Raw genomic sequence first — 24,652 nt, 5'->3', positions numbered from 1 at the left:
CTAGTCGCTCAGGGCACGATGGACATAGAGGTCGTAACGGCTGGTCTTGCCCTCCAGCACGTGGCGCGGCGCAGGCCCCTCGATGGGCGGCGCCTTGCGTGGCCGCTTGACCACCACCCGATGGGTCGCCACGTCCAGCGCCGCTTCCAGCAGCCTGGGCGCGTCGGCGTCGTCGCCGGCCAGCTCGCGGAACAGCCGCATCTCCTTCTTCACCAGCGCCGACTTCTCGCGATGGGGAAACATCGGGTCCAGATGGACCACCTGGGGCGCGACGGAAGACTGCGCCACCAGGGTGGCGAGCTCGCGGCTCGCGTCGCCATGGGTCAGGCGCAGCCGCGCGGCGATCTCGGCGGTGTCCGGGTCCGCCATGGCGCGCGCCAGGCCGTCCTCGAGCAGTGCGGCGATGGCCGCGACCCGCTCGACCATCAGCACCTCGGCGCCGAGCGTCGCCAGCACGAAGGCATCGCGGCCGAGCCCCGCGGTGGCGTCCACCACCGAGGGCGTGGCGCCCTTGCCGAGCCCGCAGGCCTTGGCGATCAGCTGGCCGCGGCCGCCGCCGAAGCGGCGCCGGTGGGCCGCCTTGCCCTCGACGAAGTCCACCGCCAGCGGCTTGCCGTAACGCTTGGCATCGCCGGCCAGCACCAGCCGGCCGTTCTCGCGGCCGAGCCGCAGCGGCGGCGCCTCGCCCGACGCCAGCGCATCGGCGTCGGGCAGCCCCCAGCGCGCGGCCAGGGCCGCGTCGTTGGCCGCGACCGCGCTCATCGGCTCTTCTGCCAGGCGACCTGGTCGCGCAGGTAGACCGGCTGCACCTCGGCGGCCGGGCGCCCTTCACCGGCCTCGAAGGCATCGGCGGCCAGGCGCACCATGTCCTCGGCGGCGGCCTCCTGATCGGGCAGGCACAGGCTCATGCCGGCCTGCACGTCGGCCGGCATGGCGTCCCACAGGGTCCAGCCGGAGCCCACGCCGACCCAGTCGTGATCGGCATGGGCCTCGGGCAGGCGCAGCCGTTCGGGCGGCAGCACCGCCTCCTCGGCCAGGCATTCGACGCGGCCGTCGAAGCACTGCCAGGCGGCGGCGTAGATCTCGCCCATGCGCGCATCCAGCGCGGTGACCAGATAGCGGTAGCGATGGCGAAGATGCGCGCCCAGGGCCAGCGCCTGCAGGGTCGAGACCCCGAGCAGCGGGCGGTCGAGGCCGAAGGCCAGGCCCTGGGCGGCGCCGGCGGCGATGCGCAGGCCGGTGAAGGACCCCGGGCCATGGCCATAGGCCACCGCGTCCAGCTCGGCCGGGGCGACGCCGGCCTCGGCCAGCACCTCGTCGATCATCGGCATCAACCGGCGGGTATGGGCTCGGGGAGTGAGTTCGAAGCGGGAGATCACCTCGTCGTCGGCGTCCTCGCGACGCCGCAGCAGGGCGGCGGAGCAGGCGCTCGAGGAGGCATCCAGGGCCAGCAGGATCGGCATGGGTCTCTAACGGTGCGGGAAGTGTCGGGGCATTATACGACAACGGCCCGCGCAATGCGGGCCGTGGCCGGAATGAAGAAAAGTGCGGGATTCCGTCGCAAGCGAAGACAGGTGGGGCGCCTAGCCTGGCCGCCGCCGGAGCGCAGAAACCGGACAGCCTTTTCTCAGCTCTCGAGGGCGGCGATCACCTGACTGGTGATGTCATCGACGCTGCCCACGCCTTCCACCTTGTGGTAGGCCGGCGCGGCATCGGGTTCCTGCTGCGCCCACTGCTGGTAGTAGTCCACCAGCGGTGCGGTCTGCTCGTGATAGACGGACAGGCGATTGCGCACGGTGGCTTCGCTGTCGTCGTCGCGCTGGATCAGCGCCTCGCCGGTGACGTCGTCCTTGCCCTCTTCCTTCGGCGGATTGTGGTCGACGTGGTAGACGCGGCCGGAGGCCGGGTGCACGCGGCGGCCGGCCAGGCGGTTGACGATTTCCTCGTCGGGCACGGCGATCTCGAGCACGTGATCGAGCTTCACGCCCGCTTCCTTCATGGCGTCGGCCTGGGGAATGGTGCGCGGGAAGCCGTCGAACAGGAAGCCGTTGGCGCAGTCCGGCTGGGCGATGCGCTCCTTGACCAGGGCGATGATGATGTCATCGGATACCAGGCCGCCGGTGGTCATGATCTCCTGGACCTTGAGGCCCAGCTCGCTGCCTTCCTTGACGGCGGCACGCAGCATGTCACCGGTGGAAATCTGCGGAATGCCGTAGCGCTCGCAGATGAACTGGGCCTGGGTTCCCTTGCCGGCGCCCGGCGCGCCCAACAGGATCACTCGCATCGAACTGCTCCTTGGAAGTGGTGGTGGATTCGAAAAAGAGGAGAAATGGAGAATAGCGAACCATACCGGGGCGACCGTCGTCACACAAGCGACACACGGGCCACAAGGCCCTGAGTGCACGCGAAAATCCCGTGCGATCAAGGAGCTGGCGGTTCTAGCACTTTGGTATTCCCTGCCCGGAAACGCCGACGGCGCCTTGCGGCGCCGTCGGTCGTGGCTCACTCGCCCCGGATCAGAGCAGCAGGCGACGGATGTCCGTCAGCACCTGGCCGAGGAAGGCGGTGAAGCGCGCCGCGTCGGCACCGTTGACCGCCCGGTGGTCGTAGGAGAGCGACAGCGGCATGGTCAGCCGCGGCTGGAAGGTCGCGCCGTCCCACACCGGCTTCATCGAGGCCTTGGAAACGCCGAGGATGGCGACTTCCGGCGGGTTGACGATCGGCGTGAAGGCGGTGCCGCCGATCGAGCCCAGGCTGGAGATGGTGAAGCAGCCACCGGTCATCTCCTCGCGCTTGAGCTTCTTCGACTGCGCCTTCTTGGCCAGCTCAACGGACTCCTTGGCCAGATCGATCAGCGACTTCTGGTCGGCGTCGCGAATCACCGGGACCATCAGGCCGTCCGGCGTGTCCACGGCGATGCCGATGTGCACGTACTTCTTCTGCACCACGGTCTCGCCGTCGCTCTTCAGGCTGACGTTGAACTGCGGGAACTTCTGCAGCGCCACGGCGCAGGCCTTGATCAGGAACGGCAGCGGCGTGAGCTTGGCACCCTGCGCCTCGGCCTCGGCCTTCATCGACTTGCGGAAGGCCTCGAGCTCGGTGATGTCGGCCTCGTCGAACTGGGTGACATGCGGGATGTTGACCCAGCTGCGATGAAGATTGGTGGCGCCCATCTTCATCAGGCGACCCATCTTCTTCTCTTCCACCTCGCCGAACTGGCTGAAGTCCTGGTCCGGGATCGGCGGAATGCCGGAACCGCCCTCGGCCACGGCCGGCGCGGCAGCCGGCGCCTTGGCCTGACCCGACATCACCTGCTTGACGTAGGCCTGGACGTCTTCCTTGAGCACGCGCTCCTTGGGACCGCTGGGCTTGACCAGGGCGAGATCGACGCCGAACTCGCGAGCCAGCATGCGCACCGCCGGACCGGCGTGCACGCGCTTGCCGTCACGCGGCTTCTCGGCGCTGGCCGGGGCACTCGCGGGCGCGGCGGCCTTGGCCGGCTGCTCCGACTTGGCCGGGGCCTCGGCCTTGGGCGCACTCTGCTGCTGAGGAGCGGCCTTCGGCGCGGCGCCGGCGGTCTCGATGTAGCCGATCAGGTCGCCTTCGGAGACGGTGTCGCTTTCCTTGACGGTCAGCTCGACCAGCTTGCCCGCGAACGGGCTCGGCACGTCCATGGTGGCCTTGTCGGACTCCAGGGTGATCAGCGGATCTTCCTCGGCCACCTCGTCGCCGACGCTGGCGGCGATCTCGATCACCGGCACGTCGCTGGAACCGGACAGGTCCGGCACGCGAACCTCGCGACGCTCGGGCTCGCCGCTGGCTTCCTCGGCCGGGGCGGCCTCGGCGGCCGGAGCCTGCTCGGCGGGTGCGGACTCGGCTTCCTCGGCCGGCGCCTCGTCGGCGCCACCGGCGATCTGGATGGTGCCGATCACGTCGCCTTCGGAGACGGTGTCGCCTTCCTTGACGGTGAAGCTGGCGATCTTGCCGGCGTGCGGGCTCGGCACGTCCATGGAGGCCTTGTCGGACTCCAGGGTGATCAGGGTGTCCTCGGCGGCCACCTCGTCGCCCTCGGACACCGCGACCTCGATGATCTCGACGTCGCTGGCGCCGCCCAGGTCGGGCACGGTGATGTCCACGGTCTGGCTGCCGCCGGACGCCGGCTTGGCGGCCGGTGCCGGCTTGGAGTCCGCGGCCGGCTCGGCCGGCGCTTCCGAGGCGGCCTCGGCGGGCTGCTCGGGCTCGGCGTCGCCGCCGCCCTCGACCTCCAGCTCGACGATGTCGTCACCCTCGGAGACGGTGTCGCCTTCCTTGACCAGCACCTTGACGACCTTGCCGCCCTTGGGCGACGGCACGTCCATGGAAGCCTTGTCGGATTCCAGGGTGATCAGGGAGTCCTCGGCGGCGATGACGTCGCCGACCGCCACCGCGATCTCGATGATTTCCACATCGGTGTCGCCACCGATGTCGGGCACTTTGATGATTTCGCTACTCAAGGTCGCGCTCCTTCAAACTCTTCACGGGGCGGGCCTTTCGACAGGCCCGCCATGCCACCGGTCGGTCGACGCCTCAGACAGAGAGCGGGCTCGGCTTGCTGGGGTCGATACCGTACTTCTCGATGGCCTCGCCGACGACCTTGCGATCGATCTCGCCGCGGTCGGCCAGCGCCTTGAGCGCGGCCACGGTGACGAAGTAGCGGTTGACCTCGAAGAAGTGACGCAGCTTCTCGCGGGTATCGGAGCGGCCGAAACCGTCGGTTCCGAGCACATGATAGTCGGTCGGCACCCAGGCGCGGACCTGGTCGGCGTACAGCTTCATGTAGTCGGTGGAGACGATGGCCGGACCCTCACGGCCTTCCAGGCAGCGCGTGACGTGCGGCTTGCCCGGCTCGTCGGCCGGATGCAGGAACGCCTGACGGTCGACTTCCAGGGCCTCGCGACGCAGCTCGTTGAAGCTGGTGACGCTCCAGATGTCGGCGCCCACGCCCCACTCCTCGGCGAGCATCTCGGCGGCGGCCTCGACCTCGCGCAGGATGGTGCCGGAGCCCATCAGCTGGACCCGCTTGTCGCCCTGGGTCTCGCGCAGCAGGTACATGCCCTTGATGATGTCGTCGGCAGGGACCTCCTCGAGGGCCGGCTGCTCGTAGTTCTCGTTCATCACCGTCAGGTAGTAGAAGCAGTTCTCCTTGTCGGCGAACATGCGCTTCAGACCGTCCTGCACGATGACCGCGACCTCGTGGGCGTAGGTCGGGTCGTAGCTGCGGCAGTTGGGGATGGTCGAGGCCTGGATCAGGCTGTGACCGTCCTGGTGCTGCAGGCCCTCGCCATTGAGGGTGGTACGACCGGCGGTGCCGCCGACCAGGAAGCCGCGCGCCTGCATGTCGCCGGCGGCCCAGGCCAGGTCACCGATGCGCTGGAAGCCGAACATCGAGTAGTAGATGTAGAACGGCAGCAGCGGCAGCCCGTGGTTGCTGTAGGAGGTCGCGGCGGCGATCCAGGAGGACATGGCGCCGGCCTCGGTGATGCCCTCTTCGAGCACCTGGCCGGCCTTGTCCTCGCGGTAGAACATCAGCTGGCCCTTGTCCATGGGCTCGTACTTCTGGCCCTCGGAGGTGTAGATGCCGAGCTGACGGAACATGCCTTCCATGCCGAAGGTCCGCGCCTCGTCGGGCACGATCGGCACGACCTGCTTGCCGAAGCCCTTGTGCTTGACCAGACCGTTCAGGATCCGCACGAAGGCCATGGTGGTGGAGACCTCACGGCCCTTGGAGCCGGCGGTCTGGGAGGCGAAGATCTTGTCGTCGAGACCCGGGATGTCGAGCGCCTCGAAATCCGGGTTGCGCGCCGGCAGGTAGCCGCCCAGGCGCTCGCGCTGGAGATGCATGTACTTCATCTCCGGGCTGTCGTCGCCCGGCTTGTAGTACGGCATCTCGTTCTCGATGGCCTCGTCGGACACCGGGATGCCGAAGCGGTCGCGGAAGCTCTTGAGCACGTCCTGATCGTCGATGGACTTGATCTGGTGCGCTTCCATGTCGGCTTCGCCGCCGGCGGCACCCAGGCCGTAGCCCTTGACGGTGTGCGCCAGGATCACGGTGGGACGGCCGCTGTCGTTGTGGAAGGCCTCGTGGTAGGCCGCGTAGACCTTGAACGGATCGTGGCCGCCGCGGTTGAGCTTCCAGATGTCCTCGTCGGACATGTCCTTGACCATCTCGGCGGTTTCCGGGTACTTGCCGAAGAAGTGCTCCCGGGTATAGGCGCCACCGTTGGCCTTGCAGTTCTGGTATTCGCCGTCGACGGTCTCGTCCATCAGCTTCTGCAGGACGCCCTTCTTGTCCTTCTCGAACAGGGTATCCCAATGGCGACCCCAGACGACCTTGATGACGTTCCAGCCGGCACCGCGGAACACGCCCTCGAGCTCGTCCATGATGCGGGAGTTGCCGCGCACCGGGCCATCGAGACGCTGCAGGTTGCAGTTGATGACGAAGTTGAGGTTGTCGAGCTTCTCGCGGCTGGCCAGGTGGATCGCCCCCAGGGTCTCCGGCTCGTCGCACTCACCGTCGCCCAGGAAGGCCCAGACCTTGCGGTCCTGCATCGGCTGCAGGCCACGCTGGTCCAGGTACTTCATGACGTGGGCCTGGTAGATGGCCATGATCGGGCCGAGGCCCATGGACACGGTGGGCAGCTGCCAGTAGTCCGGCATCAGCCAGGGGTGCGGATAGGAGGACAGGCCGTCGCCGTCGACTTCCTGGCGGAACTTGTCCATCTGCGCCTCGGTGAGACGCCCTTCCAGGAAGGAGCGCGCATAGATGCCCGGCGCACTGTGGCCCTGGATGAACACCAGGTCGCCCTTGAAGTCGCCGTTGGCCGCGCGGAAGAAGTGGTTGAAGCCCACGTCATAGAGGGTCGCCGAGGACATGAAGCTGGCCAGGTGGCCGCCGATGCCCTTGTTGGCCTTGTTGGCCCGGGTCACCATCGCTGCCATGTTCCAGCGGATCAGCGAGCGGATACGACGTTCCATGAAGAGATCGCCGGGCATCGGCGCCTCGCGGTGCACCGGAATGGTGTTGCGGTGCGGCGTCGTGACCGAGAAAGGCACCTGCATGCCGTCATGGCGATAGCGATCCGCCAGGCGGGTCATCAGATACCGGGCACGTTCCTCGCCCTCGCGATCCAGTACCGATTCCAGGGAATCCAACCATTCCGCGGTTTCGACCGGATCGAGATCTTCTCTTGTCTCAAGACTCATAGACGTCTCTCCGAATGACGTTGGGGGCAACAGCCCCCAGCAAGGGGGTGTGGCGCATGATGACGGTCATGGAAGGATCACCTCCATGCCGGAATATTTCTGTTGTAGTCGTTTTACAAGTCAGCACGACTAAAGTCGGCGGGTGCGCCGACGATACCGCAAACGCTGCCGACTGCCAATTGAAGCAGATATGGAAAGCCTTTTCAAAACTTTGAAATCGGATGCCAGTTCCCGTTTCCTGCTGAATCGAGCCAGATCGACGGCGTTATCCGATTTCATCGCCGCTTCGCCGACACGTTTCCTCGACACGCCACGGGCTTTTATAAAACAGTTTTATTACGAAAGAATGGCCGTGGCGGCCAGGCGCTGGCGAAAATAGGCCCAGTCGAAGGCCGGCCCGGGGTCGGTCTTGCGTAGTGGCGCGACATGGGCATGGCTGGTGATGCGCGCCTCGCTCATCGCCGGATAGCCCGCCAGCAGCGCTCGGGTCGCCCGGGCCAGGGCCTCGTACTGGGCCGCGGTATAGGGCGAAACCTCGTCGCCCTCGAGCTCGATGCCCACCGAGAAGTCGTTCAGCCCCTCGCGCTCGACCCCGCCGTCCCGCCAGCGCGAGCGGCCGGCGTGCCAGGCCCGGTCGTGGAAGGGCACGAACTGCACGCATTCGCCGTCGCGACGAATCAGCAGGTGCGCGGAGACCCGAAGCCCGGCGATCTCGGCGAAGAACGGGTGGGCGTCCGGCTCCAGGCGATTGGTGAACAGCCGCTCGATGGCATCGCCGGCGAACTCGCCCGGCGGCAGGCTGATGGAATGCAGCACCAGCAGCGAGACCTCGCCGGCCGGCCGTGCGTTGTGGTTGGGCGACGGCACCCGCCGGGCATCCGCCAGCCAGCCCTCGTGAATCGGCATCTTTCCCCCTGACGTCGGTCCTGACCTTTCCCCTATAATGAACGCCCCTAGCTTCCCCGCACAGAGGCCACGCCACCATGCATTATCAGGACGCCCTCGCCGAAGAGATCCGCAACAGCGCCGCCCGGCTGCTGGCCGAGGACGTCGGCCCCGGTGACATCACCGCCGAGCTGATCCCCGAGAAGGAGTGGGCCCGGGCCCGGGTGATCACCCGCGAGCCGACGGTGCTGTGCGGCGTGGCCTGGGTCGACGAGCTGTTCCGCCGCCTCGACGCCCGGGTGGCACTGCGCTGGCAGGCCGCCGACGGCGACCGCCTCGAGGCCGGGGCGCCGCTGCTCGAGCTGGAAGGACCGGCACGCAGCCTGCTCACCGGCGAGCGCGCGGCGCTGAACCTGCTGCAGACGCTGTCCGCCACCGCCACCCGCACCCGGCACTACGTCGACCTGCTGGACGGCACCGGCGTGGGCATCCTCGACACCCGCAAGACCCTGCCCGGCATGCGCCTGGCGCAGAAATACGCCGTGACCTGCGGCGGCGGCCTCAACCACCGCATCGGCCTCTATGACGCCTTCCTGATCAAGGAGAACCACATCGCGGCCTGCGGCGGCATCGCCGCGGCGGTCGAGGAAGCCCGACGCATCGCCCGCGACCTGCCGGTGGAAGTGGAAGTGGAGACCTTCGAGGAGCTCGACCAGGCGCTGGCCGCCCAGGCCGACATCATCATGCTCGACAACTTCTCGCTCGACGACATGCGCGAGGCGGTGCGCCGCAACGAGGGGCGCGCCATCCTCGAGGCCTCGGGCAACGTCGACGAGACGACCCTCCAGGCCATCGCCGAGACCGGCGTCGACCGCATCTCCAGCGGCGCCCTGACCAAGGACGTCAAGGCGATCGACCTGTCGATGCGCTTCCTGGAACAAGGCGCCTAGGCGGCGCCCGACTCAGGCCGGCTGCGGCGCCAGGGGCTTCTCCAGGCGCCGGCGCGGCAGCCGTTCGCCGCCACGCTCGACCCATTCCTCGCGCACCCGGGACCAGCCGCGGCGCTCCAGGCCGTCGGCCATCACCAGGCTGGCGTCGATGCTCAAGCGCTCGCCACCGCGCTCGCGCACCAGGCGCTCGGCGTGCCCCAGCAGGGCACCGCCGATGCCGCGCCGGGCCAGCGACGGCCAGACGTAGAGCGACTCCACATGGCCGCGGGGCAGGTCCAGCTCCAGGAAGGCCACGCAGCGACCGTCACAGGTCGCCACCAGGGTGGTGTAAAGCGCATGCCGCGCCACCCAGGCACTGCCCTCGCGGGGCAGCACCGCCGCCCAGGCCTGCCGGGCGGCCAGCGTGTAGTGGCTCATGGCGCCCTGCATGACGGCATGATGGAAGACCTCGGCCTGATCGCCGCCGTCCTGGGCGCGAGCCTCGCGGTAGAGAATGCGCGGCGCCGCGTCGTGCGGAGATTCGAACTGACCCATGAGGGACACCCTGCGAAGATGAAGACGCCCAGAGACTACCGAAGCGATGCCGCCGCGCCAATGCCCATGGCAGGGGCGGCGCATCATCGCCCCGGCGACCGGCGGACGCGCGCATGAACGAGACGCCCCGAACCTTCGACCTGACACCCATCGGACGCATCGAGAGCGACTACCCCGACAAGTTCGGCATTCCCCGCCAGCCGGGGCTGGCCGACGCCGCCCGGGCCAGCCTGGTGCTGACGCCCCCCCACGACGATCCGCTGGCGGTGCGCGGCCTGGAGGCCTTCAGCCACCTGTGGGTGACCTTCGTCTTCCACCTGAGCCCCGAACGCTGGACGCCGCTGGTGCGGCCGCCGCGCCTGGGTGGCAACGCGAAAGTGGGCGTGTTCGCCAGCCGCAGCACCCACCGCCCCAACCGCCTGGGGCTGTCGCTGGTCGAGCTCGAGGGCATCGACACCGACGACGGCGTGCGCCTGCGGCTGCGCGGCGCCGACCTGGTCGACGGCACCCCGGTGCTCGACATCAAGCCCTACCTGCCCTGGGCGGAATCGCGCCCCGAGGCCCGCGCCGGCTTCGCCCCCGAGGCGCCGAGCGCCCTGCCCGTGCGCCTGACGCCGATGGCCGAGGCGGCGCTGGCCGCCCGCCCCGACGGCGCCTCGCTGCGCGCACTGATCCAGCAGGTGCTGGCCCAGGACCCGCGCCCCGCCTATCGCCAGGGTGCGGAGGAACGCATCTACGGCGTGCGGCTGCGCGACGTCGACGTGCGCTTCCAAGCCCTCACCAGTGAGACCGGCGAGACAGCGCTGGAGGTCGTCGAAATCGTGGCGGCGTAGCGGCAGAGAGCAGGAACACAGGCTTTCATGGGGTCAGACCCCAGCCAGGCCATCCTGCCTGTGGTCGCGCACCTCGCCTGCCACGGCGAGACCGCCGGGGTCTGACCCCATGACGGCACCGCTCCGGCGCGCACCTCACCCGTGCCGAGTGCCGGATGCCAGAAACGACGAAGGGCCCCGCAGGGCCCTTCGTTCGGCATGGCAGTCGTCTTCAAGAGAAGTCGACGCCGATCCGCTTGCCCACCTCTTCGTAGGCCTCGATCACGCCGCCCAGCCCCTGGCGGAAGCGGTCCTTGTCCAGCTTCTCGCGGGTCTCGGCGTCCCACAGGCGGCAACCGTCCGGGGAGAACTCGTCACCCAGCACGATCCGGCCCTGGAACACGCCGAACTCGAGCTTGTAGTCCACCAGCAGCAGGTCGCCGGCGGCGAACAGCGCCTTGAGCACCTCGTTGACGCGGAAGGTCAGCGCCTTCATCTCGGCCAGCTGCTCCGGGGTCGCCCAGCCGAAGGTCTCGGCCAGCGACTCGTTGATCATCGGGTCATGCAGGGCGTCGTTCTTGAGGAACAGCTCGAAGGTCGGCGGATTGAGCTCGCTGCCCTCTTCCACGCCGAGGCGCTTGACCAGGCCGCCGGCGGCGATGTTGCGCACCACGCACTCGACCGGAAGCATGTCCATGTTCTTGACCACGCACTCGTTGTCGCCGAGCAGGCCCTCGAAGTGGGTCGGGATGCCGGCTTCCTCGAGCTTGCCCATGATGAAGGCATTGAAGCGGTTGTTGACCTTGCCCTTGCGCTCCAGCGACTCCATGCGCTCGCCGTCGAAGGCGCTGGTGTCGTCGCGGAAGTGCAGGATCAGGCGATCCGGGTCATCGGTGGCGAAGACGGACTTGGCCTTGCCGGCATAGAGTTCTTGGCGCTTTTCCATGGGAGCCTCCACAGGCAACAGTCAGATGGAATTCTGGAATCTCAGGTGATCGCCTGCCAGTCCAGCCCCTGATCCTGGGCCGCCACCGTCAGGCGCGAATCGTCGCCGTCGAGCAGTGGCACCAGGGCCTCCAGGGCCAGCTCGGGGCGATTGTTGTGTTCGGAAAGGTGCGAGCAGACGATGCGCTGCAGGCCGTCCAGCCCCAGCCGCCGCAGCAGCCAGGCGGACTGGGCGTTGGCCAGGTGCCCCCACTGGCCGCCGACCCGGCGCTTCAAGCTCGGCGGGTAGGGGCCGGTCTCCAGCAGATGGACGTCGTGATTGCACTCCAGCACCAGGGCGTCGCAGCCGCGGAAGGCCTCGACCACGTGCTCGCTGGGATGACCCAGATCGGTGAGCAGGCCCAGGCGGCGACCGGCGGCGGCCAGCCGGAACTGCACCGGCTCCCGGGCGTCGTGGGGCACCGTGACCGGGTCGATCTCGATGCCCTTCACGGCGAAGCGCGCCTGGGGGGTGATCCAGTGCCGATGCGGCACCTCGCCGAGCTTGCCCGACAGCCAGGTGCCCGGGGTGAGATAGACCGGCACCTTGTGACGCCGCGCCAGCGGACCGACCCCGCGGATGTGATCGCCGTGCTCGTGGGTGACGAGCACGGCATCGAGCTGGCGAGGATGGAGGTCGAAGCGCGCCAGGCGACGCTCGGTCTCCCTGAGACCGAAGCCGCAGTCGATCAGCAGGCGCGTCTCGCCGTCGCTGACCAGGGTGGCATTGCCCTTGCTGCCGCTGCCGAGCGAGGCGAACTGCAGCCGCCGCGTCGCGACCTCCGTCATCAGCCCAGCAGGCCCGCCACCCGCTCGAGCAGCTCGCGACGATCCTCGTCGGACAGCTCGCGGTCGTCGGCGGAATCGGCCTTCAGCACGGCACTCTGCGGCCCCGAGGCCTCGAGCGACAGGCGAATGCGCTGGGGGTCCGCCCCGCCGAAGCTGGTCAGGGTGTCCCAGATTCCCTCGCTGCGGGCGCTGAGCGTCAGATAGTCGACCAGGAAGGTGCGGGCCTCGGCGTCCTGCTCCAGCAGCTCGCGACGCTCTTGCACCGCGAAGTCCGCCTCGAGCTGGTAGCTCAGCTCGGCCCAGGTGCGATCCACGCCATAGGGCAGCTCCAGGCGCCATTCACCGCCGGACCGGGTGAGCAGCGGATTGGCCTGATCTCCGGGGCGCTGGACCGCCAGCGAGGAGGCGCTGGCGGTGGCACCACGGGCCTCGAAGCGACGCTGCAGGGCGCGCAGGCAGCGCTGCTGGGGCGAACCGCCCTGCTCGCAGCGCAGCTCGCTGGCCCCCTGCTGCAGGCCGGGCCGGACGCTGAGCCGCGCCTGATCGGTGAGCAGCAGGCCGCGGTTGGCGTCGCGCTGGACGACCGTGAGGCCACGCTCGGCCACGAAGTCCTCGAGCTCGGACCAGACGACGCTGGGCGCGGCGCCGATCACCAGCCAGCGCTGGCCGGCCGCCTCGCGCAGCGCCACGCCGCCTGCCTGCACACCGCTCCCGGCGCCCAGGGCGCGAGGCGGCGGCACGCGAAAGTCCTCACCCTGTGAGACGAAGCTCCCCTGCGCTTCGGGAACCGGCATGGCATTGCCGAAGCGGCGGTCGTCGCGGGCGTCGGGCAGCACCAGGGGGGCGCTCGACTCGGCGTCGACGTAGTCGGTGCCACGGTCGTCGTAGTAGCCGTCGCGGGCACAGCCGGCCAGGGCCAGCGCCGCCACCAGCGGCATCCATTTCAGCGCAGAGCTCATGCGTCCACCTTGCTCAAGTTGTCCAGGTCGCGGCGTCTCGCGCCGCGTCAGTCGTCACTCTCGGTTCGTCGACCTCAGTCGTCGATCACGCCGGCCAGCTGCAGGGCCTCGCTGACGGTGGAGTGGTACTTCTCGGAGAGCCAGGTCAGCGGCAGACGGATGCCCGCCTCGGCCAGCCCCATGCGATTCAGCGCCCACTTGACGGGAATCGGGTTGGCCTCGATGCCGAGATTGGTGTGCAGCGGCATCAGACGGGTGTTGATCTGGTGCGCCTTCTCCGAGTCGCCGGCCACCGCCGCGGCGCACAGCTCGTGCATGGCGCGGGGGGCCACGTTGGCGGTCACCGAGATGTCGCCGTGGCCGCCCATCAGCATGAAGTCGCAGGCGGTACCGTCATCGCCGGAGTAGAGCATGAAGCCGCTGCCCTTGAGGCGGGCGATCAGGTCCTCGGCGCGCTCCAGGTTGCCGGTGGCATCCTTGAGGCCGACGATGTTGTCCACCTCGGCCAGGCGCAGCACGGTCTCGTTGTAGAGATCGGAGCAGGTGCGGCCGGGCACGTTGTAGAGGATCACCGGCAGGTTGCTGCCCTCGGCGACGGCCTTGAAGTGCTGGTAGAGGCCTTCCTGGGTCGGCTTGTTGTAGTAGGGGCACACGGACAGGCAGTAGTCCGCCCCCACTTCGCTGGCGTAGCGCGCCAGCTCGACCGCCTCGGAGGTGGCGTTGGCGCCGGTACCGGCGATGACCGGCACCCGGCCACCGACCTCCTCCACCACCGCGCGGATGACGTCGAAGTGCTCGGCGAACGACATGGTGGTCGGCTCGCCGGTGGTGCCCGCCGCGACGATGGCGTCGGTGCCATTGTCCAGATGGAAATGGACCAGGGCCCGCAGGGCGTCCCAGTCGATATCGCCGTTGACCTTCATCGGTGTCGCCAGCGCGACGATGCTACCCGTGATCATCCTCGTCTTGTCCTCTCGCTGCCTGCCGGCGACCGCAGGGCTCGGCCGCCAAGAAAAACCCGCCCTCGCCCGTGGGCGCGATGCCAGGGGCCAAATGGTACTCAGGGCTCGAGAGCCTGTACAGCGGCGACTTTACAGTCGACGGCGGGTTGCGTGTAATCATGACGTTCATTCCCCGATTGGAGCCCCATCATGAGCGTCAGCCTCGGTCAGCCGGTGCCCGACTTCACCGCCACCGCCACCGGCGATACCACCCTCAGCCTCTCGGAACTGCGCGGCCGCCAGGTGGTGATCTACTTCTACCCCAAGGCCAGCACTCCGGGCTGCACCACCGAGGGCGGCGACTTCCGCGACCGCAAGGACGCCTTCGACGCCGCCAACACCGTGATCGTCGGCGTCTCCCGCGACGGCATCCGCGCCCAGGAGAACTTCAAGGCCAAGCAGGACTTCAACTTCACGCTGCTGTCCGACAAGGACGAGGCGGTGTGCCAGCTGTTCGACGTGATCAAGCTCAAGAAGCTCTACGGCAAGGAACACCTGGGGATCGAGCGCAGCACCTTCCTGATCGACGCCGAGGGCAGGCTCGCCCGGGAATGGCGCAAGGTGAAGGTCAAGGGCCACGTGGACGAGGTCCTCGAGGCCGCCCAGGCCCTTCACGCCGGCGACATCACGGCCGGCGAGTAAGCCGCGAACGCGCCGTCCCGGCCGGGACGGCGCTGCGCTGTCAGGCCTCGTCGGCGCCGTTCGGGGCGTGGTGGGCGGCCTCTTCCTGGCGATGCTGCTGAATGCCCCGCGGCCAGGCATACACCAGCGCCTTGAGCAGGGTCGCCAGCGGGATGGCGAAGAAGATCCCCCAGAAGCCCCACACGCCGCCGAAGAACAGCACCGCCAGGATGATCGACACCGGATGCAGGTTGACCGCCTCGGAGAACAGCACCGGCACCAGCACGTTGCCGTCCAGCGCCTGGATCACCCCGTAGGCGATCAGCACGTAGAGGAACTGGTCGCCGACGCCGAAGTGGAAGCCGGCCACCGCCGCCACCGGCACCGTCGCCACCGCGGCGCCGATGTAGGGCACCAGCACCGACAGCCCCACCAGCACGCCGAGCAGCGCCGAATAGGGCAGCCCGAAGAAGGCGAAGGTGAAGAAGGCCACGCCGCCGACGATCACGATCTCGGTGACCTTGCCACGCACGTAGTTGGCGATCTGGGCATCCATCTCCTGCCATACCCGGGTCATCAGCCCCCGCCGGCGCGGCAGCAATGACACCGCGAAGCCCACCAGCCGGTCGCGGTCCTTGAGCATGAAGAACACCAGGATCGGCACCAGCACCAGGTACACGATCAGCCCCACGATGTTGCCCAGCGAGGCCAGCGACAGCGTCAGCGCCCGCTGGCCGAGCTGGGTCACCTCGCGGCCCGCCATCCCCACCCAGTCCTGGATCTGGGCCGGCGTCACCAGGTCGGGATAGCGGGTCTGGAGATCGGCGAGCAGCTGCTGGCCGCTGGCGAACATGCGCGGCGTCTCCTGAAGCAGGTTGACCAGCTGGGTCCAGATCAGCGGCAGCAGCACCAGCGCCATGGCCAGCACCACGCCGACGAAGCCCAGATAGACCAGCATCACCGCCAGGAAGTGCGGTACCCGTCGCCGGGTCAGGGCATTCACCCCGCCCTGCAGCAGGAAGGCGATGACCAGCGCGGTAAGGAAGGGCGCCAGCATCTGGCCCAGCCAGATCACCACCGCGAAGCCCAGCACCAGGACCACCAGCAGGATCACCGCCTCTTCGTCGGAGAGATAGTGATCGACCCAGCCGCGCAGCAGCGAACGCAGCGTCATGAGGAGGCCTCCCCGCCCTTGCGGATCCAGTAGTGATAGACCTCGCCCCGCTCCTCGCGGGCCGGCATCTCATGGGCGCTCTGGGCGATGAAGGTCTCGAAGTCGCGCCAGGAACCGGCATCGGTGGCCATCACTTCCAGCACCTGGTCGGGCGCCAGGCGCGACAGCGCCTGCTTGGCCTTGAGCAGAGGCAACGGACAGGAAAGCCCTCTGGCATCGAGGACGTCGTCGGGTTGCACAGCCATGTCGTCTCCCGCGAGAATGCCTGGAGCCGTCGCGCTCATCGTCGCGAACGGCATGAATGCCTGCGATTTAAAGGCACTTTCCCCGCTGAATCAATGTCGGAGGGAACACCCCCACGCGCCCGACGACCGAGGATGGCCATGCTGCGTCGCCCCCTGCCCTGCCTGACCGCCATCACCCTGAGCCTGGCACTGAGCGCCCCGGCCGCCGGCCAGACGCTGTCGCTCGAGCTGCCGGATCAGGCCGCGTCACCCTCGACCTTCGACGACTCGCCGACCTTCGAGCTGCCGAGCCTGACCCAACGTGACACCCAGGCGGTCAGCGGCGAGGAAACGCGGCTCGGCCGCGCCTGGCTGCGCCAGTTCCGCGCCCACGCCCCGCTGTGGCAGGACCCGCTCGCCGAGCACTACCTCTCCTCGCTGGTGGCCAGGCTGTTGCCCTACAGCCAGGTCGGCGGCATCGACCCGGTCATCACCCTGGTCGCCAGCGAGCGGCTCAACGCCTTCGCCGTGCCCGGCGGGGTGATCGGCGTCAATGCCGGGCTGTTCGCCTTCGCCCAGAGCGAGGGGCCGCTGGCCTCGGTGCTGGCCCACGAGCTGGGCCATCTCTCGCAGAACCACTACGCCCGCGGCCAGCGGCGCGCCGAGCAGACACGCCTCCCGGCCATGGCCGCCATGCTCGCGGGCATGCTGCTCGCCGCCGGCGGCGGCGGTGACGCCGGCATCGCCGCCGCCATGGGCTCCCAGGCCGCCCTGTTTCAGGACCAGCTGGCCTACTCGCGACGCTTCGAACGCGAGGCCGACCGCCTGGGGCTGCAGACGCTGGCCAACGCGGGCTACGATCCGCAGGCCATGGTCGAGATGTTCCGCGCCATGCAGCAGATGGCGGCCCTGCAGGGCGGGCAACCGCCGGAATTCCTGCTGACCCACCCGGTCTCCGAGTCACGCATCAGCGACGCCCAGGCGCGGGTCGCCCAGCTGCCGGCCGGCGACAACCGCCGCGATGACACCGAATACCAGATGGTCCGCGCCCGGGCCCTGCTCGCCATCCACGACCAGGAACCGCGACAGGCGCTGACGCGGCTGCAGCGCGACGACGCCCCACCCGCGGCCCGCCGCTACGTCACGGCGCTGATCGACGCCCAGGAAGGCAGGACCGACGCGGCGCTCTCCACCCTCGAGGCCCTGGCCGTACAGTGGCCGGACCTGGCCCTGCTCCCGGCCACCGCCGCCGAGGTCGCCCTCGACGCCGGCCGGGTGGACGATGCCATCCGCCGCAGCCGCCACCAGCTGCGACTGATGCCCGGCTACGCGCCGGCGGGCCTGCTGCTGGGCGAGGCCCTGCTGCAGCGCGATCCCGGCGAGGCCTACCGCGTGCTGCGCGAACTGGCCGCCCGCCAGCCGGAGAACCCCCAGGTCTTCACCCTGCTGGCCGAGGCCGCCGGACGCAGCGGCCACCGCGCCTGGGGGCATCTCGCCCGGGCCGAACAGCTGCAACTGACCGGTCGCATCGACCGCGGCATCGAACAGCTGGAGGTCGCCAGGGACATCGCCAAGATCGAGGGCGACCCCACTACCCTGGCCCGCGTCGAGCAGCGCCGCGAGGCCTTCGTCGGCTACCGGGAGACGATGGAGAAGTTCAAGTAGCCGGAAGCTGGGAGACAGGGCAAAACGCAACGCCCCCGGACGCGCGTCCAGGGGCGTTTTTTCTTCCAGCGTCCAGGCGCGAAGCGCCGCTCTTCAAGCGCCGGGCGACGCCTAGCGATTGAACTCGAGCATCCGCGTGAGCGGCTTGAGCGCGGCCCGGCGCAGCTCGTCGCCGACCTGGATCTCGCCCGTGCCCTCGCGCAGCGCGCCGGCCAGGTTGTCCAGGGCGTTCATCGCCATCCACGGGCAATGGGCGCAGCTGCGGCAGGTGGCGCCGTTGCCGGCGGTGGGCGCCTCGAACAGGGTCTTCTCGGGCACCGCCTGCTGCATCTTGAAGAAGATGCCGCGGTCGGTGGCCACGATCAGCTCCTCGTTGGGCAGCTCCTTGGCGGCCTTGATCAGCTGGGAGGTGGAGCCCGCCACGTCGGCCAGCTCGACCACCGAGGACGGCGACTCGGGGTGCACCAGCACCGCGGCGTCCGGGTACAGGCCCTTGAGGTCCTCGACGCCCTTGGCCTTGAACTCCTCGTGGACGATGCAGGCACCGTCCCACAGCAGCATGTCGGCGCCAGTCTGCTTCTGGATGTAGCCGCCGAGGTGCTTGTCCGGCGCCCACAGGATCTTCTCGCCGCGGGCCTGGAGGTGTTCGATCACCTCCACCGCGATCGACGAGGTCACGACCCAGTCGGCGCGCGCCTTCACCGCCGCCGAGGTGTTGGCGTAGACCACCACGGTGCGATCGGGATGCTGGTCGCAGAAGGCACTGAACTCGTCGGCCGGGCAGCCCACGTCCAGCGAGCAGGTCGCCTCGAGCGTCGGCATCAGCACGCGCTTCTCCGGCGACAGGATCTTGGCCGTCTCGCCCATGAAGCGCACCCCGGCCACCACCAGGGTGTCGGCCGGATGGCGGGCGCCGAAGCGGGCCATCTCGAGGGAATCCGCCACGCAGCCGCCGGTTTCCTCGGCCAGCTGCTGGATGGCGTCGTCGGTGTAGTAGTGGGCCACCAGGACGGCGTTGTTGGCCTCGAGCAGATGCTTGATCTCCTCGATGCGGGCCTCGTCCTCGGCGGGAATGCGCGTGGGGCAATAGGAACGCGCCAGCTGCTCACGCAGCTCGGCACGGGAAGTCATGATCGTCATCGTGTCTACCACTGTGACCGGCAGGGGCTCCCCCTGCATTGCACCAGGTGCCGACACGCGTGCGCTCCGCACGCCGCGACACACCGTGGGTCAACCGCGGCGTCTTCCGCCCTGGCCAACCCGCTTTCATTCTAGCCGGAATACGCGCCGAACGCGTCCTGCAAGACGAAAGGACCGTCGTCGAGCATGACGCCGTCCCGCCGCCCTTGCAAGGCGCGCCACCGACCGGGCGCGCACGAAAAACGCCCCTGCCTCAGGGAGGCAGGGGCGTCGAATCTGGTGGGTCGTGTAGGATTCGAACCTACGACCAATTGGTTAAAAGCCAACTGCTCTACCAACTGAGCTAACGACCCATGATGCATGACGGCTCAGTCGCCATGAATCCAGGTTCGGTTGGTGGGTCGTGTAGGATTCGAACCTACGACCAATTGGTTAAAAGCCAACTGCTCTACCAACTGAGCTAACGACCCTTCCGAACGGGTGCAGATAATACGGATATGCCCCCGGCATGGCAAGCGCTTTTTCACCTTTAGGCGAATTTTCTCGCCTGCCGGGGCGGGAAGGCCCGCGGCGCCGTTCGCCGGCGGGCCTGCCCCGGTACACGCGCCTTGCTAACGACGCGACTTGGGCTTGCGCATCGCCTGCACCGGACGACGCTTGTTCTTGTCGCGGCTCCAGCGGTTCTTCTCGTCCGGGGTCAGCTCAGGCACCTTGCGCGCCGGCAGGCCGGCCATGCCGGCGAGGTCGTCGATCTCCTCCTGGGAGAGCTCGACCCATTCGCTGGCCTTGGCCCGCTTGTCGAGGAAGATGTTGCCGTAGCGCACCCGCTTGAGGCGGCTGACGGTCAGCCCCTGGGATTCCCACAGGCGGCGCACCTCGCGGTTGCGGCCCTCCATGATCACCACGTGGAACCAGGTGTTGATGCCCTCACCGCCGAACTCCTGCACGTCGGTGAAACGCGCCGGACCGTCGTCGAGCATCACGCCCTCGACCATCGCCGTGACGTGGGACTGCTGGACGTCGCCCATCACGCGCACCGCGTACTCGCGCTCGATCTGGGTCGAGGGATGCATCAGCCGGTTGGCCAGCTCGCCGTCGGTGGTGAACAGCAGCAGGCCGCTGGTGTTGATGTCGAGGCGGCCGATGGCGATCCAGCGCTCGCCCTTGAGGCGCGGCAGGCGATCGAACACGGTGCGCCGCCCTTCCGGATCCTTGCGGGTGCACAGCTCGCCTTCCGGCTTGTTGTACATGATCACGCGCCGCGGCACCTCCTCGGCGGCGCGCAGGGTGACCGGACGATCATCGAGGGCGACCTTGTCGCGGGGCTCGATGCGGTCGCCCAGGGTCGCCACCTGGCCGTTGACCTTGACCCGGCCGTCGGCGATGGCCGCTTCCATCTCGCGGCGCGAGCCCATGCCGGCCCGGGCCAGGACCTTCTGCAGTTTCTCGGTGGTGGTGCTCATCAGTCGTCTGTCTCGCTGGTAGTGGATTCCGCCCCCGGGGCAGCGTCATCGTCGACGCGGCCCCGGGCACGTTCGGACAGGCGGGCCTCGAGATCGGCGAAGCTCAGGCCTGTCCGCTCGGACGCCGTCCCGGCGTGGTCATCGTCGGCCGTCCCGGCCGTCGTCTCGCCGGCCGCAGGCGCGGAAGCCTCGGCGGCGGTCGTCTCTGCAAAGCTGTCGTCGCGGGGGGCAGTGTCGGCGCGATCGTCCGTTTCCGCCACTTCCTCGTGATTTTTTTCGTCCTGCGCCCGTGTCTCGTCCTGGCCCGCCTCGTCGACGGGCTCGTCCGCCTGGGCCAGCAGGTCGTGCTGGGGCGGCGGCGGCGTGTCCTCGAGGGTCTGCTCCGCCTCCTCGAAGCCCTTGAGCTCGTGCATCGGCGGCAGCTCGTCGAGGGTCTTGAGGCCGAAGTCGTCGAGGAAGCTGCGGGTGGTGGCGTAGACCGCCGGGCGACCCGGCACGTCGCGATGCCCCACCACCCGCACCCAGCCACGCTCGACCAGGGTGCGCATGATCTGGCCGCTGACGGTGACGCCGCGCACCTCCTCGATGTCGCCGCGGGTCACCGGCTGGCGATAGGCGATCAGCGCCAGGGTCTCCAGCAGCGCCCGGGAGTAGCGCTGCGGGCGCTCGTCCCACAGCCGCGAGACCCAGCTCGAGAGCCGCGGCCGGATGCGCAGCTGGTAGCCCGAAGCGGTTTCCAGCAGCTCCATGGCACCGCGCTGGTGGCGCGCCTCCAGGCGCCCCAGGGCCTCGCGCAGGGCGCGCCGGGGCGGCAGCTCATGGTCGTCGAACAGGTTCTCCAGACGCTCCAGCGACAGCGGCTCGCCGGCGGCGAGCAGCGCGGCCTCGAGGATCTCGTCCAGGGCATCGGGCATTTCCATGGCGGTCATGGCGACTCGCTCCCTTGGTCGTCGTCATCCGCGAAGGGGCTCTCCCCTTCTGGCTCGTCGTCAGCGTAGGCGTCTTCATCTGCCTCGTCGTCCTGCGGGCCGCCCCGGGCGCGCACGTGAATCGGCGACAGCGGGGCGTTCTGCACGATCTCGATCATCGACTCCTTGGCCAGCTCGAGGATCGCCATGAAGGTCACCACCACGCCGGCGCGGCCCTCCTCGAGGGTGAACAGCGCCTCGAAGGCGGTGTAGCGCTCGAAGTCGAGCCGCTCCATGATCGCCAGCATGCGCTCCCGGGTGGAGAGCGTCTCGCGGCTGACCTGGTGCGCCTGGTTGAGCTCGGCGCGGCGCAGGATGCCGGCCAGGGCGCCGAGCAGCTCGTCGAGCTCGACGTCGGGATGCACCACCCGGCTCTCCAGCGGCGGCAGCGCCGCCCGGGCCGGGAACCAGTCGCGCCCCAGCCGCGGCAACTCGGCCAGCGCCTCGGCGGCGTTCTTGAGCCGCTCGTACTCCTGCAGGCGGCGGATCAGCTCGGCGCGCGGATCCTCCTCGTCCTCGTCGCCGCCTTCCTTCGGCGGCTTGGGCAGCAGGGTGCGCGACTTGATCTCGGCCAGCATCGCCGCCATCAGCAGGTACTCGCCGGCCAGCTCGATCTCCATCGCCTTCATCAGCTCCACGTACTCGATGTACTGGTGGGTGATGGCGGCCACGTCGATGGCCAGGATGTCCAGGTTCTGGCGCCGGATCAGGTACAGCAGCAGGTCGAGCGGCCCCTCGAAGGCCTCGAGGAAGACCTTCAGCGCCTCCGGCGGGATATACAGATCCTCCGGCAGCTCGGTGATCGGCTCGTCGAACAGCCGGCCCAGCACCGCGGCGCTCTGGCTGAGCGCCTGCGCCTCGGCGTCGCTCGCCCCGGCCCCCTCGGCGACGGTCGGGTCGGCGGGGGACCCCGGGGCGTCGTCGGGTGTCTCGGTGGACGGGGGCGTCTCGCTCACGCGGGGCAGGCCTCCGGTAACTGGTGGGGCGGCGAATGATCGACCGCACAGTCTACCAAGCGGCGAGGATCAGGGTAAGCCGTGACTCATCCCGCCTCGGCGGCGAGGCGATAGCGGCCGGTATAGTCGAACAGCTTGCGCCGCACCTGCCAGTGGCGGCCGGCCTTGCGGCCGATCACGAAGTCCGGGGCGCGCAGGCGGTGCCGTTCGGCGACCACCTCCTCCGGCGTGGTCGGCGACCAGCGCGTGCCCGGGGCACGCAGGTGCTCGCGCAGGAAGGCCGCGGCGAAGGCGCCGCGCTGGGCCGGCGTCTCCAGGGCGAACCATTCGGCCAGGGTGGCGCCGTCCTCGTCGTGGTAGACGACCTTGAGCCGCGGCAGGCCGCGGCCGTTGACGGTGGCCTCGAGCTGCATGCCGGAGACGCGCAGCACCCGGGCGTCGCGCAGCTTGAGCGCCTCGCGCAGCTTGTCGTCGGCGTCCACCAGCAGCGACTCGCAGCCGTGGCAGCGCCGCGCCGCGGTGTCGTTCTCGGCGCCGCACTGATCGCAGACCTTGAAGCGGAAGCGGAAGCTGCACTGCTGCCTCTTGCCGGCGCCCGATGCCATGCCATCCCCGCTCTCTTCCTCCACCAGCCCCTGACAGCGGCGGCCGAAGTGCTCGATGACGATCTCGCCGTCGCGCCGGCCCCAGAACAGGTTGGCGTGGCCGCACTGCGGGCACTCGACCTGCACCGGCTCGGTGTCGCCGGCGGGCCTGGGGCTGCCCACCTCGGGGGCGTAGAGATCCCAGGGATTGCCGGCGTAGTCGAGGATCAGGCAGTCGCGCTTGCCCGGCGCCAGGCGCAGGCCGCGGCCGACGATCTGCTGGTAGAGCCCCACCGACTCGGTGGGCCGCAGGATGGCGATCAGGTCCACGTGGGGCGCGTCGAAGCCGGTGGTCAGCACCGCCACGTTGACCAGGTACTTGAGCTCGCGGGCCTTGAAGGCCTGGATGATCGCCTCGCGCTCGGCGGCGGGGGTGGCGCCGGTGATCAGTGCCGCCTGGTCGGCGGGCAGGTAACCCATGATCTCCTCGGCATGGGCCACGCTGGCGGCGAACAGCATCACCCCGGCGCGCTCGGCGGCGTGGGCGATCACTTCCTCGAGGATCGCCGGCGTCGCCCGGTTTCCGGCCGCCACCCGGTTCAGCTCCGCCTCCTGGAACAGGCCGCCGCTGCCGGGCGCGAGGGCCGAGAAGTCGTAGCGCTCCACGGCGGCATCGACCAGCCGCGGCTCGGCCAGATAGCCCTGCTTGACCATCAGCCGCAGCGGCTGCTCGAACACGCAGTCGCGGAAGAAGCAGTCGTCGTCGCCGCGCACCATGCCGTGATAGTGGCGGTGATAGAGGAAGCCCTGGCCCAGCCGGTAGGGGGTCGCGGTCAGGCCCAGCACCTTGAGCCGCGGATTGCGCTCGCGCAGATGGGCGATGACCCGCCGATAGCTGGAATCCTCGTCCAGCGACACCCGATGACACTCGTCGATGACCAGCAGCGTGAAGGCACCCTGCCCTTCACAAGGCGAGTCGAAGCCGTCGAGGTTCCTCACCACCGACTGCACCGAGCCGAACACCACCTGGCGGCCGCTTTCCTTGCGGCCCAGGCCGGCGCTGAAGATATCGGCCTCGAGGCCGTAGGCCTGGTACTTGGCGTGGTTCTGCTCGACCAGCTCGCGCACGTGGGCGAGTACCAGCACCCGGCCGCGGGCCAGACGCGCCAGCTCGGCGATCACCAGCGACTTGCCGCTGCCGGTGGGCAGCACCACCACGGCGGGGTCGTCGCCGGCGCGGAAGTGCTCGACCACACGGGTCACCGCCTGCTGCTGGTAGGGGCGCAGGCTGGGCGGAGCGGTTTCGGTCATGACGGGCCTCTCGACGATGCAGGCGCCATCTTAACGAGCACCCGGGCCCGCGTCAGCGCGAAGCGTCGTTCCAGCGTGAGACTTGACCCGGACAGGCTCTGCCATGCTATCTAGGAGACATGTCATCTTCCTCGTCGACACAGGAGAGTCGCCCATGAAAGTGAAGACCAGCCCCGAGTGCCCGAAGTGCGGCAGCCGCATGAAACGACTGCCTCCGGGGCGTCAGGACCAGTACCACGTCTACTGCGATGACTGCGGCCACGACTTCGGCCGCTACGACTACCTGCAGGCCCAGTTCAAGCACCTGCTCGACGACGTGGAAGCCCACCTCAAGGAGCAGGAGCGCTCCGGCGACGACGCTTCCTGACCTGATCCGCCACCGACGGCGAC

Annotated in this window: 23 protein-coding genes and 2 tRNA genes; 5 read left to right on the top strand and 20 right to left on the bottom strand. The window is 69.0% G+C overall.

Annotation, left to right across the window (positions count from 1 at the left end; translation table 11 throughout):
* From CVH10_RS04280 to ampD, 6 genes are all read right to left on the bottom strand, one after another.
* Window positions 1-762: a class I SAM-dependent methyltransferase gene (locus CVH10_RS04280; RefSeq protein WP_106487918.1), complete on the bottom strand. Its 762-nt coding sequence runs from the start codon at window positions 760-762 to the stop codon at window positions 1-3.
* A complete protein-coding gene (tsaB, locus tag CVH10_RS04275; RefSeq protein ID WP_106487917.1) occupies window positions 759-1,463 on the bottom strand; it encodes a tRNA (adenosine(37)-N6)-threonylcarbamoyltransferase complex dimerization subunit type 1 TsaB in 705 nt (234 codons plus the stop codon). Before tsaB ends, CVH10_RS04280 begins: the two co-directional genes overlap by 4 nt.
* Before the next feature lie 164 nt (window positions 1,464-1,627).
* Window positions 1,628-2,284 (bottom strand): adenylate kinase, encoded by a 657-nt coding sequence (adk, locus tag CVH10_RS04270; protein WP_035597523.1) that lies wholly within the window; start codon window positions 2,282-2,284, stop codon window positions 1,628-1,630.
* Between the two features lie 232 nt (window positions 2,285-2,516).
* Window positions 2,517-4,493, bottom strand: coding sequence for a pyruvate dehydrogenase complex dihydrolipoyllysine-residue acetyltransferase (gene aceF / locus CVH10_RS04265; RefSeq protein ID WP_106487916.1), 1,977 nt, complete (start codon window positions 4,491-4,493; stop codon window positions 2,517-2,519).
* 73 nt (window positions 4,494-4,566) lie between these two features.
* Window positions 4,567-7,242, bottom strand: coding sequence for a pyruvate dehydrogenase (acetyl-transferring), homodimeric type (aceE, locus tag CVH10_RS04260; protein ID WP_035597529.1), 2,676 nt, complete (start codon window positions 7,240-7,242; stop codon window positions 4,567-4,569).
* Between the two features lie 336 nt (window positions 7,243-7,578).
* A complete protein-coding gene (gene ampD, locus CVH10_RS04255) occupies window positions 7,579-8,148 on the bottom strand; it encodes a 1,6-anhydro-N-acetylmuramyl-L-alanine amidase AmpD (RefSeq protein WP_106487915.1) in 570 nt (189 codons plus the stop codon).
* 77 nt (window positions 8,149-8,225) lie between these two features.
* Here ampD and nadC point away from each other — a divergent pair, with 77 nt between their 5' ends.
* Complete coding sequence (gene nadC / locus CVH10_RS04250; protein WP_035597535.1) at window positions 8,226-9,077, top strand: carboxylating nicotinate-nucleotide diphosphorylase; 852 nt, start codon at window positions 8,226-8,228, stop codon at window positions 9,075-9,077.
* Between the two features lie 12 nt (window positions 9,078-9,089).
* Here nadC and CVH10_RS04245 read toward each other — a convergent pair whose 3' ends face one another.
* The gene (locus CVH10_RS04245) at window positions 9,090-9,611 is read right to left on the bottom strand and encodes a GNAT family N-acetyltransferase (protein ID WP_046078249.1); all 522 of its coding nucleotides are present in this window, start codon (window positions 9,609-9,611) and stop codon (window positions 9,090-9,092) included.
* A 113-nt stretch (window positions 9,612-9,724) separates the two neighbouring features.
* Here CVH10_RS04245 and tsaA point away from each other — a divergent pair, with 113 nt between their 5' ends.
* On the top strand, window positions 9,725-10,444 hold the full coding sequence (gene tsaA, locus CVH10_RS04240) for a tRNA (N6-threonylcarbamoyladenosine(37)-N6)-methyltransferase TrmO (RefSeq protein ID WP_106487914.1): 720 nt from the start codon (window positions 9,725-9,727) through the stop codon (window positions 10,442-10,444).
* Window positions 10,445-10,655: 211 nt separating this feature from the next.
* Here the strand turns inward: tsaA and purC are convergent, their stop codons facing one another.
* The 4 genes from purC to dapA form a co-directional block, all read right to left on the bottom strand.
* Window positions 10,656-11,369, bottom strand: coding sequence for a phosphoribosylaminoimidazolesuccinocarboxamide synthase (gene purC, locus CVH10_RS04235; protein ID WP_035597543.1), 714 nt, complete (start codon window positions 11,367-11,369; stop codon window positions 10,656-10,658).
* A gap of 41 nt (window positions 11,370-11,410) precedes the next feature.
* Window positions 11,411-12,196 (bottom strand): MBL fold metallo-hydrolase, encoded by a 786-nt coding sequence (locus CVH10_RS04230; RefSeq protein ID WP_035597545.1) that lies wholly within the window; start codon window positions 12,194-12,196, stop codon window positions 11,411-11,413.
* Window positions 12,196-13,155, bottom strand: coding sequence for a lipoprotein-34 (locus tag CVH10_RS04225; RefSeq protein WP_369335721.1), 960 nt, complete (start codon window positions 13,153-13,155; stop codon window positions 12,196-12,198). Before CVH10_RS04225 ends, CVH10_RS04230 begins: the two co-directional genes overlap by 1 nt.
* Before the next feature lie 74 nt (window positions 13,156-13,229).
* The gene (gene dapA / locus CVH10_RS04220; protein WP_106487913.1) at window positions 13,230-14,114 is read right to left on the bottom strand and encodes a 4-hydroxy-tetrahydrodipicolinate synthase; all 885 of its coding nucleotides are present in this window, start codon (window positions 14,112-14,114) and stop codon (window positions 13,230-13,232) included.
* 192 nt (window positions 14,115-14,306) lie between these two features.
* Here dapA and CVH10_RS04215 point away from each other — a divergent pair, with 192 nt between their 5' ends.
* Window positions 14,307-14,798 carry a peroxiredoxin gene (locus CVH10_RS04215; protein WP_035597554.1) on the top strand — a complete coding sequence of 164 codons (492 nt, stop codon included), beginning with the start codon at window positions 14,307-14,309 and terminating at the stop codon, window positions 14,796-14,798.
* 40 nt (window positions 14,799-14,838) lie between these two features.
* Here the strand turns inward: CVH10_RS04215 and CVH10_RS04210 are convergent, their stop codons facing one another.
* Together CVH10_RS04210 and CVH10_RS04205 are read right to left on the bottom strand one after the other, a co-directional pair.
* Window positions 14,839-15,951: an AI-2E family transporter gene (locus CVH10_RS04210; RefSeq protein WP_035597556.1), complete on the bottom strand. Its 1,113-nt coding sequence runs from the start codon at window positions 15,949-15,951 to the stop codon at window positions 14,839-14,841.
* Complete coding sequence (locus tag CVH10_RS04205) at window positions 15,948-16,196, bottom strand: sulfurtransferase TusA family protein (protein ID WP_035597558.1); 249 nt, start codon at window positions 16,194-16,196, stop codon at window positions 15,948-15,950. The genes CVH10_RS04210 and CVH10_RS04205 overlap by 4 nt, the downstream gene beginning before the upstream one ends.
* Window positions 16,197-16,328: 132 nt before the next feature.
* Here CVH10_RS04205 and CVH10_RS04200 point away from each other — a divergent pair, with 132 nt between their 5' ends.
* A complete protein-coding gene (locus CVH10_RS04200; protein ID WP_106487912.1) occupies window positions 16,329-17,840 on the top strand; it encodes a M48 family metalloprotease in 1,512 nt (503 codons plus the stop codon).
* A 111-nt stretch (window positions 17,841-17,951) separates the two neighbouring features.
* Here CVH10_RS04200 and nadA read toward each other — a convergent pair whose 3' ends face one another.
* The 7 genes from nadA to CVH10_RS04165 form a co-directional block, all read right to left on the bottom strand.
* Complete coding sequence (gene nadA / locus CVH10_RS04195) at window positions 17,952-18,980, bottom strand: quinolinate synthase NadA (RefSeq protein ID WP_035597560.1); 1,029 nt, start codon at window positions 18,978-18,980, stop codon at window positions 17,952-17,954.
* 277 nt (window positions 18,981-19,257) lie between these two features.
* Window positions 19,258-19,333, bottom strand: a tRNA-Lys gene (locus tag CVH10_RS04190).
* Window positions 19,334-19,374: 41 nt separating this feature from the next.
* Window positions 19,375-19,450, bottom strand: a tRNA-Lys gene (locus tag CVH10_RS04185).
* A gap of 141 nt (window positions 19,451-19,591) precedes the next feature.
* Window positions 19,592-20,443 (bottom strand): 23S rRNA pseudouridine(2605) synthase RluB, encoded by an 852-nt coding sequence (gene rluB / locus CVH10_RS04180; protein ID WP_035597563.1) that lies wholly within the window; start codon window positions 20,441-20,443, stop codon window positions 19,592-19,594.
* A complete protein-coding gene (gene scpB / locus CVH10_RS04175) occupies window positions 20,443-21,372 on the bottom strand; it encodes an SMC-Scp complex subunit ScpB (RefSeq protein WP_106487911.1) in 930 nt (309 codons plus the stop codon). The genes rluB and scpB overlap by 1 nt, the downstream gene beginning before the upstream one ends.
* Window positions 21,369-22,241 carry a ScpA family protein gene (locus CVH10_RS04170; RefSeq protein ID WP_369335731.1) on the bottom strand — a complete coding sequence of 291 codons (873 nt, stop codon included), beginning with the start codon at window positions 22,239-22,241 and terminating at the stop codon, window positions 21,369-21,371. The genes scpB and CVH10_RS04170 overlap by 4 nt, the downstream gene beginning before the upstream one ends.
* 212 nt (window positions 22,242-22,453) lie before the next feature.
* Window positions 22,454-24,262 (bottom strand): DEAD/DEAH box helicase, encoded by a 1,809-nt coding sequence (locus tag CVH10_RS04165; protein ID WP_035597570.1) that lies wholly within the window; start codon window positions 24,260-24,262, stop codon window positions 22,454-22,456.
* A 154-nt stretch (window positions 24,263-24,416) separates the two neighbouring features.
* Between CVH10_RS04165 and CVH10_RS04160 the strand changes: the two genes are divergently transcribed.
* The gene (locus CVH10_RS04160) at window positions 24,417-24,629 is read left to right on the top strand and encodes a zinc ribbon domain-containing protein (protein ID WP_035597573.1); all 213 of its coding nucleotides are present in this window, start codon (window positions 24,417-24,419) and stop codon (window positions 24,627-24,629) included.
* The last annotated feature ends 23 nt before the right edge of the window (window positions 24,630-24,652 follow it).

Origin of the sequence: Halomonas sp. ND22Bw, from assembly GCF_003011945.1 — a bacterium.
Classification (GTDB): domain Bacteria; phylum Pseudomonadota; class Gammaproteobacteria; order Pseudomonadales; family Halomonadaceae; genus Halomonas; species Halomonas halophila.
The sequence above is the reverse complement of the archived record's forward strand: the minus strand, read 5'-3'. Positions and strand labels throughout refer to the sequence as shown.

Coding starts and splice junctions, on each gene's coding strand:
- CVH10_RS04280 (WP_106487918.1), bottom strand. CDS start 762: ATGAGCGCGGTCGCGGCCAACGACGCGGCCCTGGCCGCGCGCTGGGGG.
- tsaB (WP_106487917.1), bottom strand. CDS start 1,463: ATGCCGATCCTGCTGGCCCTGGATGCCTCCTCGAGCGCCTGCTCCGCC.
- adk (WP_035597523.1), bottom strand. CDS start 2,284: ATGCGAGTGATCCTGTTGGGCGCGCCGGGCGCCGGCAAGGGAACCCAG.
- aceE (WP_035597529.1), bottom strand. CDS start 7,242: ATGAGTCTTGAGACAAGAGAAGATCTCGATCCGGTCGAAACCGCGGAA.
- ampD (WP_106487915.1), bottom strand. CDS start 8,148: ATGCCGATTCACGAGGGCTGGCTGGCGGATGCCCGGCGGGTGCCGTCG.
- nadC (WP_035597535.1), top strand. CDS start 8,226: ATGCATTATCAGGACGCCCTCGCCGAAGAGATCCGCAACAGCGCCGCC.
- CVH10_RS04245 (WP_046078249.1), bottom strand. CDS start 9,611: ATGGGTCAGTTCGAATCTCCGCACGACGCGGCGCCGCGCATTCTCTAC.
- tsaA (WP_106487914.1), top strand. CDS start 9,725: ATGAACGAGACGCCCCGAACCTTCGACCTGACACCCATCGGACGCATC.
- purC (WP_035597543.1), bottom strand. CDS start 11,369: ATGGAAAAGCGCCAAGAACTCTATGCCGGCAAGGCCAAGTCCGTCTTC.
- CVH10_RS04230 (WP_035597545.1), bottom strand. CDS start 12,196: ATGACGGAGGTCGCGACGCGGCGGCTGCAGTTCGCCTCGCTCGGCAGC.
- CVH10_RS04225 (WP_369335721.1), bottom strand. CDS start 13,155: ATGAGCTCTGCGCTGAAATGGATGCCGCTGGTGGCGGCGCTGGCCCTG.
- dapA (WP_106487913.1), bottom strand. CDS start 14,114: ATGATCACGGGTAGCATCGTCGCGCTGGCGACACCGATGAAGGTCAAC.
- CVH10_RS04215 (WP_035597554.1), top strand. CDS start 14,307: ATGAGCGTCAGCCTCGGTCAGCCGGTGCCCGACTTCACCGCCACCGCC.
- CVH10_RS04210 (WP_035597556.1), bottom strand. CDS start 15,951: ATGACGCTGCGTTCGCTGCTGCGCGGCTGGGTCGATCACTATCTCTCC.
- CVH10_RS04205 (WP_035597558.1), bottom strand. CDS start 16,196: ATGGCTGTGCAACCCGACGACGTCCTCGATGCCAGAGGGCTTTCCTGT.
- CVH10_RS04200 (WP_106487912.1), top strand. CDS start 16,329: ATGGCCATGCTGCGTCGCCCCCTGCCCTGCCTGACCGCCATCACCCTG.
- nadA (WP_035597560.1), bottom strand. CDS start 18,980: ATGACGATCATGACTTCCCGTGCCGAGCTGCGTGAGCAGCTGGCGCGT.
- rluB (WP_035597563.1), bottom strand. CDS start 20,443: ATGAGCACCACCACCGAGAAACTGCAGAAGGTCCTGGCCCGGGCCGGC.
- scpB (WP_106487911.1), bottom strand. CDS start 21,372: ATGACCGCCATGGAAATGCCCGATGCCCTGGACGAGATCCTCGAGGCC.
- CVH10_RS04165 (WP_035597570.1), bottom strand. CDS start 24,262: ATGACCGAAACCGCTCCGCCCAGCCTGCGCCCCTACCAGCAGCAGGCG.
- CVH10_RS04160 (WP_035597573.1), top strand. CDS start 24,417: ATGAAAGTGAAGACCAGCCCCGAGTGCCCGAAGTGCGGCAGCCGCATG.